16 protein-coding genes are annotated in these 14,748 nt (G+C 70.3%); 6 read left to right on the top strand and 10 right to left on the bottom strand.

Annotated elements, in window-relative coordinates; all coding sequences use genetic code 11:
- Positions 1 to 64 precede the first annotated feature (64 nt).
- On the bottom strand, positions 65 to 949 hold the full coding sequence (locus HZS54_RS09320) for a type IV pilin N-terminal domain-containing protein (protein WP_179922181.1): 885 nt from the start codon (positions 947 to 949) through the stop codon (positions 65 to 67).
- Positions 950 to 1,070: 121 nt separating this feature from the next.
- Positions 1,071 to 2,684: a bifunctional phosphoribosylaminoimidazolecarboxamide formyltransferase/IMP cyclohydrolase gene (gene purH / locus HZS54_RS09325; RefSeq protein ID WP_179922183.1), complete on the bottom strand. Its 1,614-nt coding sequence runs from the start codon at positions 2,682 to 2,684 to the stop codon at positions 1,071 to 1,073.
- A gap of 165 nt (positions 2,685 to 2,849) precedes the next feature.
- Between purH and purB the strand changes: the two genes are divergently transcribed.
- Positions 2,850 to 4,238 (top strand): adenylosuccinate lyase, encoded by a 1,389-nt coding sequence (gene purB, locus HZS54_RS09330; protein ID WP_179922185.1) that lies wholly within the window; start codon positions 2,850 to 2,852, stop codon positions 4,236 to 4,238.
- Between the two features lie 42 nt (positions 4,239 to 4,280).
- On the opposite strand, the gene HZS54_RS09335 is transcribed toward purB, so the two are convergent.
- Positions 4,281 to 4,652 (bottom strand): hypothetical protein, encoded by a 372-nt coding sequence (locus tag HZS54_RS09335; protein ID WP_179922187.1) that lies wholly within the window; start codon positions 4,650 to 4,652, stop codon positions 4,281 to 4,283.
- A 105-nt stretch (positions 4,653 to 4,757) separates the two neighbouring features.
- On the opposite strand from HZS54_RS09335, the gene HZS54_RS09340 reads away from it, so the two are divergent.
- Entirely contained in the window at positions 4,758 to 5,375 is a 618-nt protein-coding gene (locus tag HZS54_RS09340) for a phosphoribosyltransferase (RefSeq protein WP_179922189.1), read from the top strand.
- A gap of 31 nt (positions 5,376 to 5,406) precedes the next feature.
- Here HZS54_RS09340 and HZS54_RS09345 read toward each other — a convergent pair whose 3' ends face one another.
- On the bottom strand, positions 5,407 to 5,652 hold the full coding sequence (locus HZS54_RS09345; RefSeq protein WP_179922191.1) for a DUF8151 family protein: 246 nt from the start codon (positions 5,650 to 5,652) through the stop codon (positions 5,407 to 5,409).
- A 98-nt stretch (positions 5,653 to 5,750) separates the two neighbouring features.
- Here HZS54_RS09345 and HZS54_RS09350 point away from each other — a divergent pair, with 98 nt between their 5' ends.
- Positions 5,751 to 5,978, top strand: a complete 228-nt coding sequence (locus HZS54_RS09350) for a DUF7860 family protein (RefSeq protein WP_179922193.1) — start codon at positions 5,751 to 5,753, stop codon at positions 5,976 to 5,978.
- 27 nt (positions 5,979 to 6,005) lie between these two features.
- Here the strand turns inward: HZS54_RS09350 and HZS54_RS09355 are convergent, their stop codons facing one another.
- The 3 genes from HZS54_RS09355 to HZS54_RS09365 all read right to left on the bottom strand — a co-directional run bounded on the left by HZS54_RS09355 (position 6,006) and on the right by HZS54_RS09365 (position 9,647).
- A complete protein-coding gene (locus HZS54_RS09355; protein WP_179922195.1) occupies positions 6,006 to 7,127 on the bottom strand; it encodes a M20 family metallopeptidase in 1,122 nt (373 codons plus the stop codon).
- Entirely contained in the window at positions 7,124 to 8,401 is a 1,278-nt protein-coding gene (lysA, locus tag HZS54_RS09360) for a diaminopimelate decarboxylase (RefSeq protein WP_179922197.1), read from the bottom strand. Before lysA ends, HZS54_RS09355 begins: the two co-directional genes overlap by 4 nt.
- 775 nt (positions 8,402 to 9,176) lie before the next feature.
- On the bottom strand, positions 9,177 to 9,647 hold the full coding sequence (locus HZS54_RS09365) for a PUA domain-containing protein (RefSeq protein WP_179922199.1): 471 nt from the start codon (positions 9,645 to 9,647) through the stop codon (positions 9,177 to 9,179).
- Between the two features lie 190 nt (positions 9,648 to 9,837).
- Here HZS54_RS09365 and HZS54_RS09370 point away from each other — a divergent pair, with 190 nt between their 5' ends.
- Together HZS54_RS09370 and HZS54_RS09375 are read left to right on the top strand one after the other, a co-directional pair.
- Entirely contained in the window at positions 9,838 to 10,023 is a 186-nt protein-coding gene (locus HZS54_RS09370; protein WP_179922201.1) for a hypothetical protein, read from the top strand.
- 130 nt (positions 10,024 to 10,153) lie between these two features.
- Positions 10,154 to 11,719: an HVO_2922 family protein gene (locus HZS54_RS09375; protein ID WP_246391875.1), complete on the top strand. Its 1,566-nt coding sequence runs from the start codon at positions 10,154 to 10,156 to the stop codon at positions 11,717 to 11,719.
- A 61-nt stretch (positions 11,720 to 11,780) separates the two neighbouring features.
- Here the strand turns inward: HZS54_RS09375 and HZS54_RS09380 are convergent, their stop codons facing one another.
- Both HZS54_RS09380 and HZS54_RS09385 read right to left on the bottom strand, forming a co-directional pair.
- Positions 11,781 to 12,278, bottom strand: coding sequence for a LabA-like NYN domain-containing protein (locus tag HZS54_RS09380; protein WP_179922202.1), 498 nt, complete (start codon positions 12,276 to 12,278; stop codon positions 11,781 to 11,783).
- A 49-nt stretch (positions 12,279 to 12,327) separates the two neighbouring features.
- A complete protein-coding gene (locus HZS54_RS09385; RefSeq protein ID WP_179922203.1) occupies positions 12,328 to 12,498 on the bottom strand; it encodes a hypothetical protein in 171 nt (56 codons plus the stop codon).
- 261 nt (positions 12,499 to 12,759) lie between these two features.
- Between HZS54_RS09385 and HZS54_RS09390 the strand changes: the two genes are divergently transcribed.
- Positions 12,760 to 13,749: an NAD-dependent epimerase/dehydratase family protein gene (locus HZS54_RS09390; protein ID WP_179922204.1), complete on the top strand. Its 990-nt coding sequence runs from the start codon at positions 12,760 to 12,762 to the stop codon at positions 13,747 to 13,749.
- Between the two features lie 45 nt (positions 13,750 to 13,794).
- Here HZS54_RS09390 and HZS54_RS09395 read toward each other — a convergent pair whose 3' ends face one another.
- Positions 13,795 to 14,730, bottom strand: a complete 936-nt coding sequence (locus HZS54_RS09395) for a hypothetical protein (protein ID WP_179922205.1) — start codon at positions 14,728 to 14,730, stop codon at positions 13,795 to 13,797.
- Positions 14,731 to 14,748: the final 18 nt, after the last annotated feature.

The following is a 14,748-nucleotide window of genomic DNA, read 5'->3' on the forward strand; positions in this document are numbered from 1 at the left end:
GCCGGTTCGGTCGCGCTGGGCCGTCGACCGCCGCGACCGCGACGGCCGCGGTCGCCCCGCCCGCTCAGTAGTCGCTCGGGTCCTTCGGCGCGTAGCTCGAACAGGGTTCGCCGTCGATCGTCGGGCTGTCGGAACACGAGACGCTCGGCGCGTAGACGTGGCCCGTGACGGTCACGCCGTCGAGGTCGACCTGATTGGCGCTCCTGACCGACCCCTGGACGGTCGCGGTGTCGACGTCCACGTCGGGGCCGCGCACGTCGCCCCAGATCTCCGCGCCGTCGACGGCGATATCGTCGTCCGCGCTGACCGACCCGACGACGTTCGCGTCGTCGATGTCGACGGACTGGTCGGCCGCGACCGGCCCGTAGACGGTCAGGTCGCCGTTGTCGATGTCGACGTTCCCGTTCCGGCTGTCGATGGAGCCGACCACGACGCCACCGGTTTCGAGCGTGATGTCGACCTGTGCGACCACGTCGCATTCGAGCACGAAGTCGATCGTGATCGTCGATGCGCCGTCCGCTTTCTCCCCTTCCAACCACGGACAGGTTCTGTCGGCCTCGGGGACGCCCGGCTCCACTTCGAACTCCCGGAGGACGTAGCTGCTACCGTGTTCGCCGAACCAGACCAACTGGAGTCGCTCGCGGACGGGAAAGACGGCGACGCTGTCGCCCGCCAGGAGATCCCGATTGCGCAGCGCGTTCTCGTCGGCCGCGCCGCGGAGCGCGACCTTCTCACCGTCCAGCCGCTCGCCGTTGGTGAGTTCGAGTTCGTAGGCCGCCGGCCGTTCGCCCGGTTCGAGATCCATCGTCACCTCCGGGGCGGGCTCGCGCTCCTCGGTCGCGCCGAAGGCGACGTAGGCGGCGGCCGACGCCAGCAGGACGGCTATCGCGACCAGCAACACCGTCCCGATCACCGGCGAGAGCCCGCGGCGTGCCCGTCGACTGCGCACGTCGCACTCACTGGACGCCCGACAGTTCAAAGCAACGGCGCGATTTCACGCTCGCTAGACGCCGTCGAACCGGTTCGGGACGGTCCCGGGGAGCGACCGCGACGGGATCGGGTCGCGGACCTCAGTCGTGGCGGAAGGCGCGCTGGCCGGTCATGACCATCGCGATGTCGTGCTCGTCGGCGGCCTCGGTCACGATGTCGTCGTTCTTCGAGCCGCCGGGCTGGATGACCGCCTCGATGCCCGCCTCGGCGGCCTTCTCGATGCCGTCCGGGAACGGGAAGAATGCGTCCGAGGCCATGACGGCCCCCTGGGCGTCCTTGCCCTCGGCGTCTTTCCCGGCTTTCATGTCGGCGATCTCGACGGCGTCGACGCGGGAGACCTGGCCGGCGCCGACGCCCACGGTTTCGGTTCCCTTCGCGAAGACGATGGCGTTGGACTTGACGTGTTTGATGGTCTGCCAGGCGAAGAGCATCGCCTCGACCTGTTCGTCCGTGGGCTCGCGCTCGGTGACGACCTCCAGGTCGTCGGCGGTCAGTTTCTGGGTGTCGCGCTCCTGGACGAGTCGGCCGCCGACGAGTTTCTTCTCGGTGACCGTCTCCGTGACCTCGTACCGGTCGCTCACGTCCAGCACGCGCAGGTTGTCCTTCTCGAACAGCGTCTCCAGCGCGGCGTCGGTGTAGCCGGGCGCGACGACGACCTCCTTGAACGAGTCGATGATCTGGGCGGCGGTCTCCTCGTCGCACTCGCGATTTAGGGCGACGATGCCGCCGAAGGCGCTCTTGGGGTCGGTCGCGAGCGCGTCGGCGTAGGCGTCGGCCAGCGTGTCCGCCGTGGCGCAGCCCGCGGGGTTGGTGTGTTTGATGACGGCGGCGGCGGGCTCGTCGAACTCCTTGATGAGATTGAGCGCGCCGTCGGCGTCGTTGTAGTTGTTGTACGACAGGGCCTTGGCGCCCTCGTTCAGTTGGTCGGCGCCGACGACGCTGGCCTCGTCGACCGTCGCGTCCTCGTAGACTGCGGCGTCCTGGTGGGGGTTCTCCCCGTAGCGCAGGTCGGCGGCGCGGTCCTCGGAGCTGAACAGGCGCGCAGGGAGGTCGCCGCCGGTCGCCCCCTCGACGGAGACGCGGTTCGCGTCGAAGTCGACGGACACGCGGTCCTCGGCGAAGTACTTCACGGCGCGCGGGTAGGCCTTGAACTCACCCTCGTAGAGGACGCGCTCTTTGAGGTCGTCCTCGTCGTCGCCCTCGTAGACGGGGATGGGTTCCTGCGTGACGACGGGGCCGCCGTCGACCTCCGCCTCGACGATCTCGCCGTCGTCGTCGATGGCGTCGGTGACGACGTGGACGGTGCAGCCGACCACGTCCGCGCCGTAGTCGAGCGCGTCGCCCCAGGCGTCCATGCCGGGGAAGGCGGGCAGCAGGGAGGGGTGGACGTTCAGCGTCGTCGGCGCCTCGTCGAGGAACGTATCGGAGAGCAGCCGCATGTAGCCGTCCAGGGCCACCAGCTCGAAGTCGTAGTCCGAGAGGGCGTCGAGGACGCGTTCCTCGTGGTCGCGCCGATCCTCGCCCTCCTCGCGCTCGACGACCTCGGTCGGGATCCCGCGCTCGGCCGCCGCGTCGAGGACGGGCGCGTCGGCGTCGTTCGTCAGAACGACCGAGAGTTCGGCGCCCCCGGGGGCGCGGTCGGCGATGTTCAACAGGTTCCGCCCGCGGTTGCTCGCCATCCCTGCGAGTTGCATGTTCGAAGGGCCGCCGCGGCCGCGCAAAGTAGTTGCGAATCGGCGGGGACACAGTCGACACGGTCGACACGGTCGCCCCGACGGCGGGCCGACGGACTCGTCCGCCGCGGACGGTGGCGCCCGCCGACCGACACGCTCTTTGGTCGACTCACCGCACGGGCGACCATGACCGACCGATCGCCGCTCCGGGCCGTCTCGCCGCTGGACGGACGCTACGCGCGGTACACCGAACCGCTGGTCGACTACGCCAGCGAGGGGGCGCTCATGCGAGCGCGCACTCGCGTCGAGATCGAGTACCTGATCGCCCTCGCCGACCTGCCCGAGACGCCGCTGGAGATCGACGGCGACCAGCGCGACCACCTGCGGGCCGTCTACGAGGCGTTCGACGACGACGACGCGGCGCTGATCAAACGGATCGAGACCGAGGGCTACGGCGAGTACTCGGCGACCAACCACGACGTGAAGGCGATCGAGTACTTCGTCCGGGAACTCCTTCCCGAGGACCTCGACGCCGCCCACTGGATCCACTTCGGGCTCACCAGCGAGGACGTGAACAACCTCGCCCACCGCCTGCTGGTCAAGCCGGCCGTGGAGGACGTGCTCGTCCCACAGCTCCGGGACGTTCGGGACACCCTGATCGAGGAGGCCCGCGAGTACCGCGACCTGCCGATGCTCGCCCGCACCCACGGTCAGCCCGCCACACCGACGACCTACGGCAAGGAACTGGCCGTCTACGCCTCGCGGCTAGGCCGCGCGCTCGGCCGCATCGAGCGAGCGACCGACGAGATCTCGGGCAAGCTCGCCGGCGCGTCGGGCACGTACGCCGCCCACGACGCCGCCTACCCGGACGTGGACTGGCGCGCGTTCTCCGAATCGTTCGTCGACGATCTGGGACTGGAGCACGAGCCGCTGACGACGCAGGTCAACCCCTGCGACGACCTGGCGGCCCTCTTCGACGCGCTCCGTGGGGCCAACAACGTCCTGCTCGACCTCGACCTGGACGTGTGGCTCTACGTCTCCGACCGCTACCTCGGTCAGGAGGCCGCCGAGGGCGAGACCGGGTCGTCGACGATGCCCCACAAGGTCAACCCGATCGACTTCGAGAACAGCGAGGGCAACCTCTCGAAGGCCAACTCCGATCTGGTCTTCCTCGGCGACTACGTCACGACCTCGCGGCTCCAGCGAGACCTCTCCGATTCGACGGTCAAGCGCAACATGGGCGCCGCGCTGGCTCACTGTCTCATCGGCTACTCGAAGCTCGAAAACGGCCTGGCGAAGGTCGTCCCGAACGAGCAGGTGATGGCCGACGACCTTGCAGCGACCCCCGAGGTCGTCGGCGAGGCCGTCCAGACGGTGCTGCGCCGCGAGGGCTTCGACGACGCCTACGAGCACGTCAAGAAGGCGACCCGCGGCCGCGACGTGACGATGGCCGACTTCGAGGCGATGATCGACGACCTGGACGTGGACGAGGACGTGCGCGCGGAACTGCACGCGCTGACGCCCGCCGGCTACACCGGCGTCGCGAGCGACCTCGTCGACGACGCTCGGGAGTAGCAGGTCGGTAGGGGTCGGACGCCGCGGCCGTCGTACGGTCGGTTACCGACCGGCCAGTTCCATCGCCTCGTCGACGGACGAGGCGACCTCGGTGTCGACGCCCTCGATGGTGCCGACCTTGCTCTGGAGCGCGCGGTTCTTGATGCCCTCGGAGACGAGGATCCACGTCGTGATCCCGAACTCCGTCCCGACCGCGGCGGCCTCCTGGGCCTTCTCGAACACGTCGCTGTTGAGCGGCGCGTCCATACCCATCACCGAGACGTGGGTGTCCACCTCCTCGCGCGAGGCGAGCCGTTCGAACTCCTCGTTGACCGCCGCGAACACCGATTCGTTCGTCTCCATGTCGGCCGGGAAGTCAGCCACGAGAACGTTCTCTTCCACGTACAGCTGCCAGTTCGCGTTCGCTTGTGCCATACCACGGGAGACGGGGGCCCAGACTATCGCTTCAATACCTAACAGCGTAGGGTCTCGGCGACGAACGACCACAGACCTTTGGCCGTGTGAGACGTACCCACAGGCATGTTCCGCGACCGGACGGCCGCGGGCGAGCGGCTCGCCGACGCGCTGGACGAGCGAGGTGTGACGGCCGATATCGTCCTCGCGATCCCGCGCGGCGGGCTCCCGCTGGGGCGGGTGGTCGCCGACCGCCTCGACGCGCCGCTAGACGTGGTTGTCGCCTCGAAGGTCGGTGCGCCGCTCAACGAGGAGTACGCGATCGGGGCGGTCGCCGAGGACGGCGCGGTCTGGCTCAACGAGGACGCGCTCGACAGGTTAGCCGTGAGCGACGACTACCTCGCCCGCGAACGGAAGCGCGAGCGCGAAGTCGCCGCCGAGAAGGCCGCCACATACCGCGAAGGGGACCGCCCCGACCTGACCGACAGACGGGTCGTGGTCGTCGACGACGGCGTCGCCACCGGCGCGACGATGCGAGCCTGTCTCCGACTGGTCCGCGACGAGGACCCGGAATCGCTGGTCGTCGCCGTCCCCGTCGGGCCGCCGGACACGCTCGACGACCTGGCGCCGCTGGCCGACGAGGTGGTCGCCGTCGAGCGCCCCCGGGACTTCCGGGCGGTCGGCGCTCACTACCGGAACTTCGACCAGGTGAGCGACGAGGAAGCGATGTCGTACCTGGCGTAGCGCGGCGGACGGTCGCCCGGGCCGGACCCGTTCAGGCGGTCGGTTCGGCGCCGCGCAGCCGCGGCAGGACGATGTGGTAGGCGACGTTCAGCGCCGCGTAGATGAGGACGAGGCCGACGGCGGCCTCCCAGAGGCCCAGCGTCGTCTGTCCGGCGGAGAGATCGGCCAGTCCGGCCCGTTCGGCGAGCGTACCGACGATAGCCAGCGTGCCCGCGATCGCGACGTACAGGACCACGCCGAGCGCCTCGGCGACCGGTCCGAGCAGGAGTTCTCGCATTGGGACCGCGTATGCGACACCCGACCAAATGGTTTCCGTGAGACAGCGTGACGGACTCTCACAGTGAGTTTTTGCCCCGAGCGGGGATATCGAGGCCCATGTCGCACTACGCAAGCAGGGACTACCCGAAGCTCGCGAAGACCGGTTTCTTCATCGGCGTCACGCTGTTCGCCGTCGGTGGGCTGGGCGAGATCGTCGGCTCCGTGGTCTTCGGCGGACTGCCCGGCTGGGAGCAGACGCTGCTGTTCGACATGGAAGTTCTGGGCATCGCGCTCGGACTGTTCTCGCCGCTCCTCTTCGGAGTCGTCGCGCCGCTGGTCGAGTGAGCCTGACCAGCGGACTCGCTCGCCCGGCTACAGCAGCGCGTCGACGGCGTCGCGGACGGCTCGCGCGGCCGCCCCGACCTCGTCGCGGCGGACGTACTCGCGTTCGCTGTGGGCGACGGCGCCCTCGTCGTCCGCGAGGTCGCCGGGACCGAACACGACCGTCGGGGCGTGTTCGGCGAAGTAGGAAGCCTCCGTCGCCGCGCCGAACGGTCGCACCCCGCCGCCGCTGGCCGACGCCAGCGCCTCCACGAGCGGCTCGTCGGGGTCGGTCGCGAAGGCGGCCAGGAACGGCGTCTCTCGCGGCGAGAGCGCCACGTCGAGGTCCATGCCCGAGGGAACCCACTCCGAGAGGTGGGTCTCCAGCCCCGCCTCGAACTCCCCTGGGGTCTCCGGCGGGACCGGCCGCCGGTCGAAGGTGAGGGCGCACTCCTCGGGTACCTGATTCGAGGCCTCGCCGCCGTCGATCACGGTCGGCGTGAGCGTCGGACGACCGAGCGACTCGTGAGCCTCCGGCCCGCGTTCCTCGTCGTACGTCTCCATCGCCTGCAACAGCGGCGCGACGGCGCGGATCGCGTTCGCGCCGCTCCCCGGCGTGGCGGCGTGGGCCGCGGTCCCGGTGACCGTGACCGCCCCCTCGTACTGGCCGCGGGCGGCGTTGCACACGTCGAGCCCGGTCGGCTCGCCGACGACGAAGCCGTCGGCGTCGAGAGAGCCCGCGAGGTGTGCGGCGCCGGTCTGGACCGTCTCCTCGTCGGGCGTGATCGCCAGCGTCAACCGGTTGCCCTCGCCGACGCCGGCGCTGAGGAACGCGTCGACGAGCGCGGCGAGCGGTCCCTTCGCGTCGCAGGCCCCTCGCCCCTCGACGACGGCCCCGTCCTCGCGCTCGGCGAAGGGAACGTGGGGCGGCACCGTGTCGATGTGGGTGTTCAGGACGAGGTGGCACCCCTCGTCGGAACTGCTCTTCGCCTCGTCGCCGGGCTGGTACCCCTCACCCGTCCGCGTCGCGAGCGTGTTGCCCGCGTCGTCGACGACCGGATCGGCGCCGTTGCCTTCGAGCGTCTCGACCAGCAGCCCGCGCATCTCGTCGACCGATTCGTGGGACTCGGTCCGAACCGCCCGCTCGTGGAACTCGAGCGCGTCGAAGGTCATCGTTCCCCGTCCGCGGCGCCGTCGGTCGCGACCCGCTCGCCGGATTCGCGCTCGACCCGGGTCACGTCGTCCATCGTCTCCCGGCGACGGACGACCCGGGCCTCGCCCCCCTCGATGGCGACCTCGGCGGGCCGGGGCTGGGAGTGGAACTGGTTCGCGAGTTCGTAGCCGTAGGCGCCCGCGTTGCCGATGGCGAGCAGGTCCTCCCGCTCCGGGCGCGCCAGCGGCCGGTCCGTGCAGAACACGTCCGCGCTCGTACAGCACGGCCCGCCGACCGCGACGGGTTCGGCCGCTCGCTCGGGCGCCGAGACGTTCGCGATCGGATGGTAGGAGTCGAACATCGCCGGGCGGATCAGCGTCGCCAGCGACGCGTCGACGCCGACGACGGTCGCCTCCGGCGTCTCCTTGACCGTATTCACCTCGGTCAGGATCACCTCGCCGTCGGCGACGACGTACCGACCGGGTTCGAGCTTGATCCGCGCGTCCAGGTCGCCGACGGCCTCCCGGACTTTCTCGCCCACCGTCGGCATGTCCAGCGGCTCCTCGTCCTCCCGGTAGGGGACGCCGAAGCCGCCGCCGAAGTCGACGAACTCCAGGTCCGAATCGCCCACCTCGCGGGCCAGCTCGGCCACCTTCGCGATGGCCCGGCAGTGGTCGTCCAGGTCGTCGTGGAGGACGCCCGACCCCACGTGGGCGTGCAGCCCCACAAGGTCGAACCGCTCGCGCAGGTCGTCGGCCAGCTGGGCCACCTCGTCGTAGGGGATGCCGAACTTGGCGTCCTTGCCTGTCGCGACCTTCTCGTGGTGGCCCGTCCCGATCCCGGGGTTGACTCGGATGGCGACGCGGCCGTCGTACCCCCGGTCCTCCAGCCGGTCGAACGTGTCTCGCGCACCGCCGGTGATCGTCAGCCCCGGGTGGTCGGCGCCCAGCTCGGCGGCGTAGTCCAGGTCGGCGTCCGGCGGATTGACGGCCGTGTACTGCAGCGTGTCGGGGTCGGCGCCCGCGTCGATCGCCCGCTGGAGTTCCCCGCGGGCCGCGCACTCGATGTCGGCGCCGGCGTCCAGCAGCGTCGAGAGCACCGACCGACCGGTGTGGGCCTTCGCGGCGTACATGACGTGTGCGTCCGGGAACGCCGACGCGAACCGCTCGTAGTTCTCGGCCACGCGGTCGAGGTCGACGACGTACAGCGGCGTCCCGTGCTCGGCCGCCAGCGACGACAGCCGGTCGAAGTCCCAGTCCGCGACGCGGCGGACGGGAGGCGAGGAATGGCTCATTGCCGACACACAGCGGCCGCCGCGATACAAGCGTTGCGAACCATCTTTTTCGCGGAGGGGTGGGCAAACCGCGCCCACCCCTCCGCCAAAAACATGGGTGAAAAAGGCCGCTTCCGCGGGGCTTCGCCCCGCTCCAGCGGAAGAACCGGCGCCTGCGGCGCCGGACGCCACCGCAGGACCGCTACTGCAAGACAGCTACCGCAGGACCGCTACCGATCGAACCACCGTGGCGCGCGCTGTCGCGCGCTCTCGTGCGCGCGACGTAGGCCGCGCGAGGTCTTCTCGAACTCGTGAGAGAAGGCTTGTCAGAGCTTGCCTCTGACAGTGGATGAGAAGCGCAGCCTGCGAGCAGCGAGGGACCGGCGGTCCCTCGGTCCATGCGGGCGACGCTCGGGTCGCCCGCAGACAGCGCAAGAGGCTGGGGAGGTGTGAGGGCGTCTGCGGTTGCTGTCCTGGCGGACTGAAAGGGCGAGGCGTGCTCGCGTGTAGTTCAGTCGTCTGAGCGGGCACTATCCGCGCGGGCTGTGCCGAGAGCGCGGATATCCCGCCTCAGCGACCGCGAGCGCGCCGAGGGCTTTCATCGCCTGCAGTCCCCGCTGAGTGCAGTCGATCCAACTCCGATCGAGCGCGTCGAGGGCTTTCACCGCCTGCTGTCGAGTGCGGTCGAGCCGATTCAGAATGTGCGATGAAAGAACGTTAAACGTGCTCCGTCGAGTCGGTCGCTGTCGCTCGGGTTCACACCAGTTCGACGAGGAACACCGACTCGACCCGAAACTCACGCCCCTTCGTCCGCGCCGTCGCGGACGAACACGGCCATCCCGGTCTCGAAGTCGGCCATGCCGTCGCCGCTCAGTTCGGCGCGGCCGACGGCGAGCACCTCGCCGCGCTCGTGGGTCACCACTATCTCGTCTCCCGGCCGGATCTCGGGGTCGGCGGCGGAGACGAACTTGGCGAAGACGTTGCGCTCCTCGCGGACGAACGGTTCGCTCTCGTCGCCGACGACGACTCGGTAGGCACCGTCGGCGAGGCCGTCGTTCAGCCGTCGCCCGCCGGCCACGCCGAGGGTGAACCGCCCGTCGGTCGCGTAGGTGACCAACCGCCCCTCGTCGGCGAGCACCTGCCGCGGCCGCCCGGAACTGGTGTGGGTCACCTCGGGGTCGCCGCCGCCGAACAGCGCCGTCCCGGCGCCGCGGCCCCACTGGTAGTCGGCCACCCGCGTCAGCATCGACCGATCCTCGTCGTCCATCGCCCCTCCGTTCGCCCCACCGCGTCTTGTATCTGTCTCACTCCCCCGAGCCCGCGCACCCTACCCCCTCGACGAAGCATGTCCCGTGTTATCATACACCGACACGTCCCGTATCGATCACGATCGATCGTGGCTGTGTGACGCGGTTTCAGGAGAATTTATACGGATCGATTACCAAACTACGCTCACGATGACAGAGACCGATACACGGAAAGTCGCGTTCGGGGTCGTGCTGCTGGCGATCAGCACGGTTCTCATCTTCGGGCCGGGAGCGCTCAGCGTCGGCGTGCCCGTCGCCGCCATCGCCGCCGGGACGCTCGGCCTCGCCGCCGGTGCGCTGCTCGTCGGCACCTCGGACCCGGGTCGCCCGGTCTGATCGACGCCCGCGACGCCGCCGGCCGGTTTGCCGTTTCTCTCCGCCGTTTTCGTCGCCCGTGAGCGACCGATACGCAGTTGAAGCGTACTGCATCTTTATCTATCCACGATCCGACTATTAGATTTGGAACATGTCTAACGAACGATCAAGTCCGGACGCGATGGTCCAGTGGTACCGGGACCGCATCGCGGAACCGACGACGAGCGACGAGGTGTACGGCTACTGGGTGTTCGTGTTCGGTATCCTGCTGGGGATACTGGGCATCCTGCTGTTCCTGACGAGCGACGTGACGACGGCGACGACCCCCGGCAAGGCCGGGATCGCGCTGGCCGCGATCTCGCTCGTACTACTGATGATCGGGCCGGTGATCCGCCTGCCGCTCCAGCGGACGGCGAACCTGGTCTCCTACGCCGGCGGGCTCGTCGCGCTGCTCGGCGTCGCGGGCTTCCTGGTCGCCTACCCGGGCTGGCGGGACTCCGGGCTGGCCGTCCCGGTCATCTCGGTGTTCGCACTCGGCCTCGTCCTGGTCGCCGTCGGCGCGGCGCTGATCCCGGTCGTCGGCGGCACGCGACGAGTGCCCGAGGCCGACGCCGAGGCGGCCGTCGCCGAGCCCGACGGGTTCGAGACGGCCGCCGACAGCGCGGAAGATGCGGGAACCGGCGCCACAGCGGCGGCCGCGGAGTCGGACGGCGAGCCGGACGCCGAACCGGTCGCGGAGGCTCCCGAGAGCAAGGCGCGCTTCGAGGTCTTCGCGGACCGCGGCGGCAAGTGGCGCTGGCGGCTGCGCCACCGCAACGGCAACATCATCGCCGACAGCGCCCAGGGGTACAGCAGCCGCCAGAAGGCCGAGCAGGGCCTGGAGAGCGTCCGGACGAACGCCCCCGGCGCCCCCGCTATCCGAGAGGAAGTGGAGGTCGAACCGGAGGAAGAGCCCGCCGACGCTCCGTACCCGTCGGGCGAGAGCCAGGGCACCTTCGAGGTGTACGAGGACGCGGCCGACGAGTACCGCTGGCGGCTCGTCCACCGCAACGGCAACATCGTCGCCGACGGCGGCGAGGGCTACGCCGACCGCGACGCGGTCGAGGAGGCCGTCGAGCGCGTCCGCGGCTACGTCGGCGACGCCGACTACCTGCGGATCGACCCGACGGCCTTCGAGGTGTACCGCGACGCCGCCGACGAGTGGCGCTGGCGGCTCATCCACCGCAACGGCGAGATCCTCGCCGACGGCGGCGAGGGCTACGCCTCCCGGACCAACGCCCAGGACGGCGTCGAGCGCGTCCGCGAGACCGCCGCCGACGAGGACGCCTTCGAGATCTTCGAGGATTCGGCCGGGGAGTACCGCTGGCGGCTCGTCGCGAGCAACGACGAGATCATCGCCGACGGCGGCCAGGGCTTCGCCTCCGAGCGCGGCGCCCGCGACTCGGTCGAACGGGTCCGCGAGTACGCCGACGAGGCCAGCGCCCTGGACTACCGCGATGCGGCCTTCGAAATCTTCGAGGACAACGCCGGGGAGTACCGCTGGCGGCTCCGCCACGAGAACGGGCAGATCCTCGGCGACAGCGGCGAGGGCTACGCCTCCCGGACCGGGGCCATCGAGGGGCTCCGGAGCGTCAAGCGCAACGCGCCCAACGCCGACCTGACGGACCTGGACGCGACCGGCGAGGCCGGCGAGGACTCGGACGGCGACGAAGAGTAACGCGGCTCGCGGTCTTCTTTCGGGCTTCGAACGGCGATCAGTGGAGCGACCGGGTCCGCGCTCAGAGCAGGAACCGGTCTTCGTCCTCGCTCATGTCGGTGAAGTCGTCGGCGGCGGCGACGAGTTCCTCCGCGGTCGACTCCTGGAAGGCCACGACCTCGGTGCGGACCCCCTCGTGGCGGAGATGGGAACACAGCCGGGAGAAGTCGCCGTCGCCGGTGGCGAGGACGACCGTGTCGACGTGGTTGGCGAGCGTGACGGCGTCTAAGCTCATGCCCACGTCCCAGTCGGCCTTCTTCGAGCCGTCGCCGAAGGTCTTGATGTCCTTGATGCGGGTCTCGAAGCCGATGTCGACGAGGGCTTCGAAGAAGGACTCCTCCTCGGGGGCGTCGGCGCGGATGACGTAGGCGACGGCGCGTGTCAGCTGGCGGTCGGCGACGGCGGCGTCGAGCAGGGAGGCGTAGTCGATGTTGCGCGTGTAGAGACTCCGGGCGCTGTGGTAGAGGTTCTGCGCGTCCGCGAGCACCGCGACGCGCTGTCCTGGATGGACGTTTTCCATGCCGGTTGCTGGCGCGCCCGCCCGGATAGCTCTTTGGCTCGACCCCCGGTCAGGTCCAGGCCGTGAGACACTCCAGCGAGCAGAAGGGCAGGTCCACGGTCGCGCTCGCGCCGCCGTCGGTCCGGGCCGCCTCGTCGTCCTCGTCGTCCCCGTCGCCGTCGACGTGTGCCCGGAGCGTGTACGCTGGTTCCCCGTCCGCCCGACAGTTCGCGCACTTCATGGCAGGTAGTCGCACCCGGACCACCGTTGTTATTCACCGTTTAACAGCTCTGATATCCGTGAATCCGTCCCCCGGAAGCTAGCGCTCCCGAACGCGACGGACGGATACGGTCGCCTCGGTAGCCGACGGGAGTGGAACCGAGACGGAGGGAGTCGGGGGTGGAACGGAGACGGAGGGAGCGGGAGTGGAATCGAGACGGACGGACACGGGCGACCGTCCGCGGGTCACCGGGTTTAACGGGGACAGCGACGAATCGCGGGTATGACCCGACACGCGCTGTTCGTCGGCGGCACCCGATTCATCGGCCGCCGCGCCGTCCGCGAGTTCCGCGACGCCGGCTACGACGTGACCGTCTTCCACCGCGGCGAGCACGAGAGCCCGTTCGCCGACGACGAGGCGGTCGACCACCTCCAGGGGGACCGGACGGACGACGGCGATCTGGCCGACGCGGCGGCCGTCGATCCCGACGTGGTCGTCGATCTGGTGGCTTACCACCCGGAACAGGTCCGCACCGCAACCGGCGTCTTCGACGACGCCGACGCCTACGTCTACGTCTCCAGCGGCGCCGCCTACGGCGAGGAGGCCGTGCCCAAACGCGAGGACGAGACGGCGCTGGAACCCTGTAGCGACGAGCAGGCGACCGACGACTCGGGCGCGACCTACGGCGCGCGCAAGGCCGAGGGCGACCGCGCGGTCTTCGCCGCCGCCGAGCAGGGCGTGAACGCCCTGAGCGTCCGCCCCTGCGTCGTCTACGGCCCCCACGACTACACCCGCCGGTTCGACTACTGGGTCCAGCGCGTCGCCAACTGCGACCGCGTGCTTGTCCCCGGCGACGGCACCAACCTCTGGCACCGGGTCAGCGTCGAGAACGTCGCCCGCGCGCTTCGCGTCGTCGCCGAGGAGGGGACGCCCGGCGAGGCCTACAACGTCGGCGACTGGACGCTCCAGACGCTCCGAGAGACCGTCGAGACCGTCGCCGACGCGCTCGATACGGACGTCGAGGTCGTCACCGCCGGGGAACGCGAACTCGCCGCGGGCGGGCTCGACCCCTCGGACTTCCCGCTGTATCGGGACCCGCCGCACGTCCTCGACACGAACAAACTGCGGTCGCTCGGGTGGGACCCGCAGGCGCCGACGGAGGCGGTCGCCGAGACCGTCGACGCGACGCCGGAACGTGACGCCGACGAGGCCCAGCAGGGTCCCGACCGGGCAGCGGAGGAGCGGGTACTGGGCGTGCTAGAGACGCTCTGATCGCGGATCGGCCGTCGGTTCCGTTCCGAAACGTCCGACCGCCGCTCACGGTGTCGCTCCGATGCCGACGGCGAACGCGACCGCGTCGATGCCGACGACGAAGGCCGCGTAGGCCACGGCGGGCACGACCAGCGACCCGGTCCGCTCGTAGCCGTGGGCGGCGACCGCGACGACGGCGAGCCCGGTGAACACGAGCGCGCCCTCCGCGAGTCCGTCGGCCCCTCCGAACCGACTGACGAGGACGCCGCCGACGAACAGCGCCAGTGGGATCGCACAGAGCGCAGGGAGCCACTCGTAGTCGAAGGCGTGCGCGGCGACGGCCGGGAGCGCGACGCACGCGGCGAGCACCAGGAACACGACGGCGGCCCGCGCCGGGAGGCCGGTCCCGACGATCTCACGCGGTCCGATCGCCCCCACGAACAGCGTCGTGACCGCGACGGCGGTCCACGGGCGTCCGGCGGCGCTGAGCGGCCGCTGGACGGCCTCGTGGGCGACGAACACGTACGCCGGGAGTCCGACGAGCAGCGTCAACAGCGTGAGCGTCGCCGGGAGCAGCGGGTCGGCGTCCTGCGCGTAGTACGTCCCCTCCAGCACGGCGAGGGTCGTCCCCGTCGCGCTCGCGAGGACGGTGACCGCGGCGACCCCCGCGACCGGGACCAGCGCGGCGGTCGCGACCATCGGGATATCCGTCCGGTCCGGGAGCGACAGCTCGACCGGCAGTCCGCGGAGCCTCGCGTGCGCGAGCGCGAACACGGCGATCCCGGCCAGTAGAACGACGCGGTTCGACAGGGCCGTCGCCGTCAGTTCGCCCAGGTCGGTCGTCGCGAGCGCGTCCGGGTCGACGGTCGAAGTGACGCGGTACGCGAGCGACCACAGCGCCTGGATCCAGACGACGAACGCACCGACCGCGACCACCGCGACCGCCGTCTCGCGCGCGACCGGCCGCTCGTCGAAGGGCGCTCGCAACCGTTTCGGGACCATTCGATACGATCGATGCAG

The organism is Halosimplex pelagicum (assembly GCF_013415905.1).
Taxonomy (GTDB): Archaea; Halobacteriota; Halobacteria; order Halobacteriales; family Haloarculaceae; genus Halosimplex; species Halosimplex pelagicum.

What these genes read in the sequence shown, in the direction of transcription:
- HZS54_RS09350 (WP_179922193.1), top strand. Translation starts at nt 5,751, where the DNA reads ATGTCGCACTACGCAAGCAGGGACTACCCGAAGCTCGCGAAGACCGGT.
- HZS54_RS09365 (WP_179922199.1), bottom strand. Translation starts at nt 9,647, where the DNA reads ATGGACGACGAGGATCGGTCGATGCTGACGCGGGTGGCCGACTACCAG.
- HZS54_RS09385 (WP_179922203.1), bottom strand. Translation starts at nt 12,498, where the DNA reads ATGAAGTGCGCGAACTGTCGGGCGGACGGGGAACCAGCGTACACGCTC.
- purB (WP_179922185.1), top strand. Translation starts at nt 2,850, where the DNA reads ATGACCGACCGATCGCCGCTCCGGGCCGTCTCGCCGCTGGACGGACGC.
- purH (WP_179922183.1), bottom strand. Translation starts at nt 2,684, where the DNA reads ATGCAACTCGCAGGGATGGCGAGCAACCGCGGGCGGAACCTGTTGAAC.
- HZS54_RS09345 (WP_179922191.1), bottom strand. Translation starts at nt 5,652, where the DNA reads ATGCGAGAACTCCTGCTCGGACCGGTCGCCGAGGCGCTCGGCGTGGTC.
- lysA (WP_179922197.1), bottom strand. Translation starts at nt 8,401, where the DNA reads ATGAGCCATTCCTCGCCTCCCGTCCGCCGCGTCGCGGACTGGGACTTC.
- HZS54_RS09390 (WP_179922204.1), top strand. Translation starts at nt 12,760, where the DNA reads ATGACCCGACACGCGCTGTTCGTCGGCGGCACCCGATTCATCGGCCGC.
- HZS54_RS09355 (WP_179922195.1), bottom strand. Translation starts at nt 7,127, where the DNA reads ATGACCTTCGACGCGCTCGAGTTCCACGAGCGGGCGGTTCGGACCGAG.
- HZS54_RS09340 (WP_179922189.1), top strand. Translation starts at nt 4,758, where the DNA reads ATGTTCCGCGACCGGACGGCCGCGGGCGAGCGGCTCGCCGACGCGCTG.
- HZS54_RS09375 (WP_246391875.1), top strand. Translation starts at nt 10,154, where the DNA reads ATGTCTAACGAACGATCAAGTCCGGACGCGATGGTCCAGTGGTACCGG.
- HZS54_RS09335 (WP_179922187.1), bottom strand. Translation starts at nt 4,652, where the DNA reads ATGGCACAAGCGAACGCGAACTGGCAGCTGTACGTGGAAGAGAACGTT.
- HZS54_RS09395 (WP_179922205.1), bottom strand. Translation starts at nt 14,730, where the DNA reads ATGGTCCCGAAACGGTTGCGAGCGCCCTTCGACGAGCGGCCGGTCGCG.
- HZS54_RS09370 (WP_179922201.1), top strand. Translation starts at nt 9,838, where the DNA reads ATGACAGAGACCGATACACGGAAAGTCGCGTTCGGGGTCGTGCTGCTG.
- HZS54_RS09380 (WP_179922202.1), bottom strand. Translation starts at nt 12,278, where the DNA reads ATGGAAAACGTCCATCCAGGACAGCGCGTCGCGGTGCTCGCGGACGCG.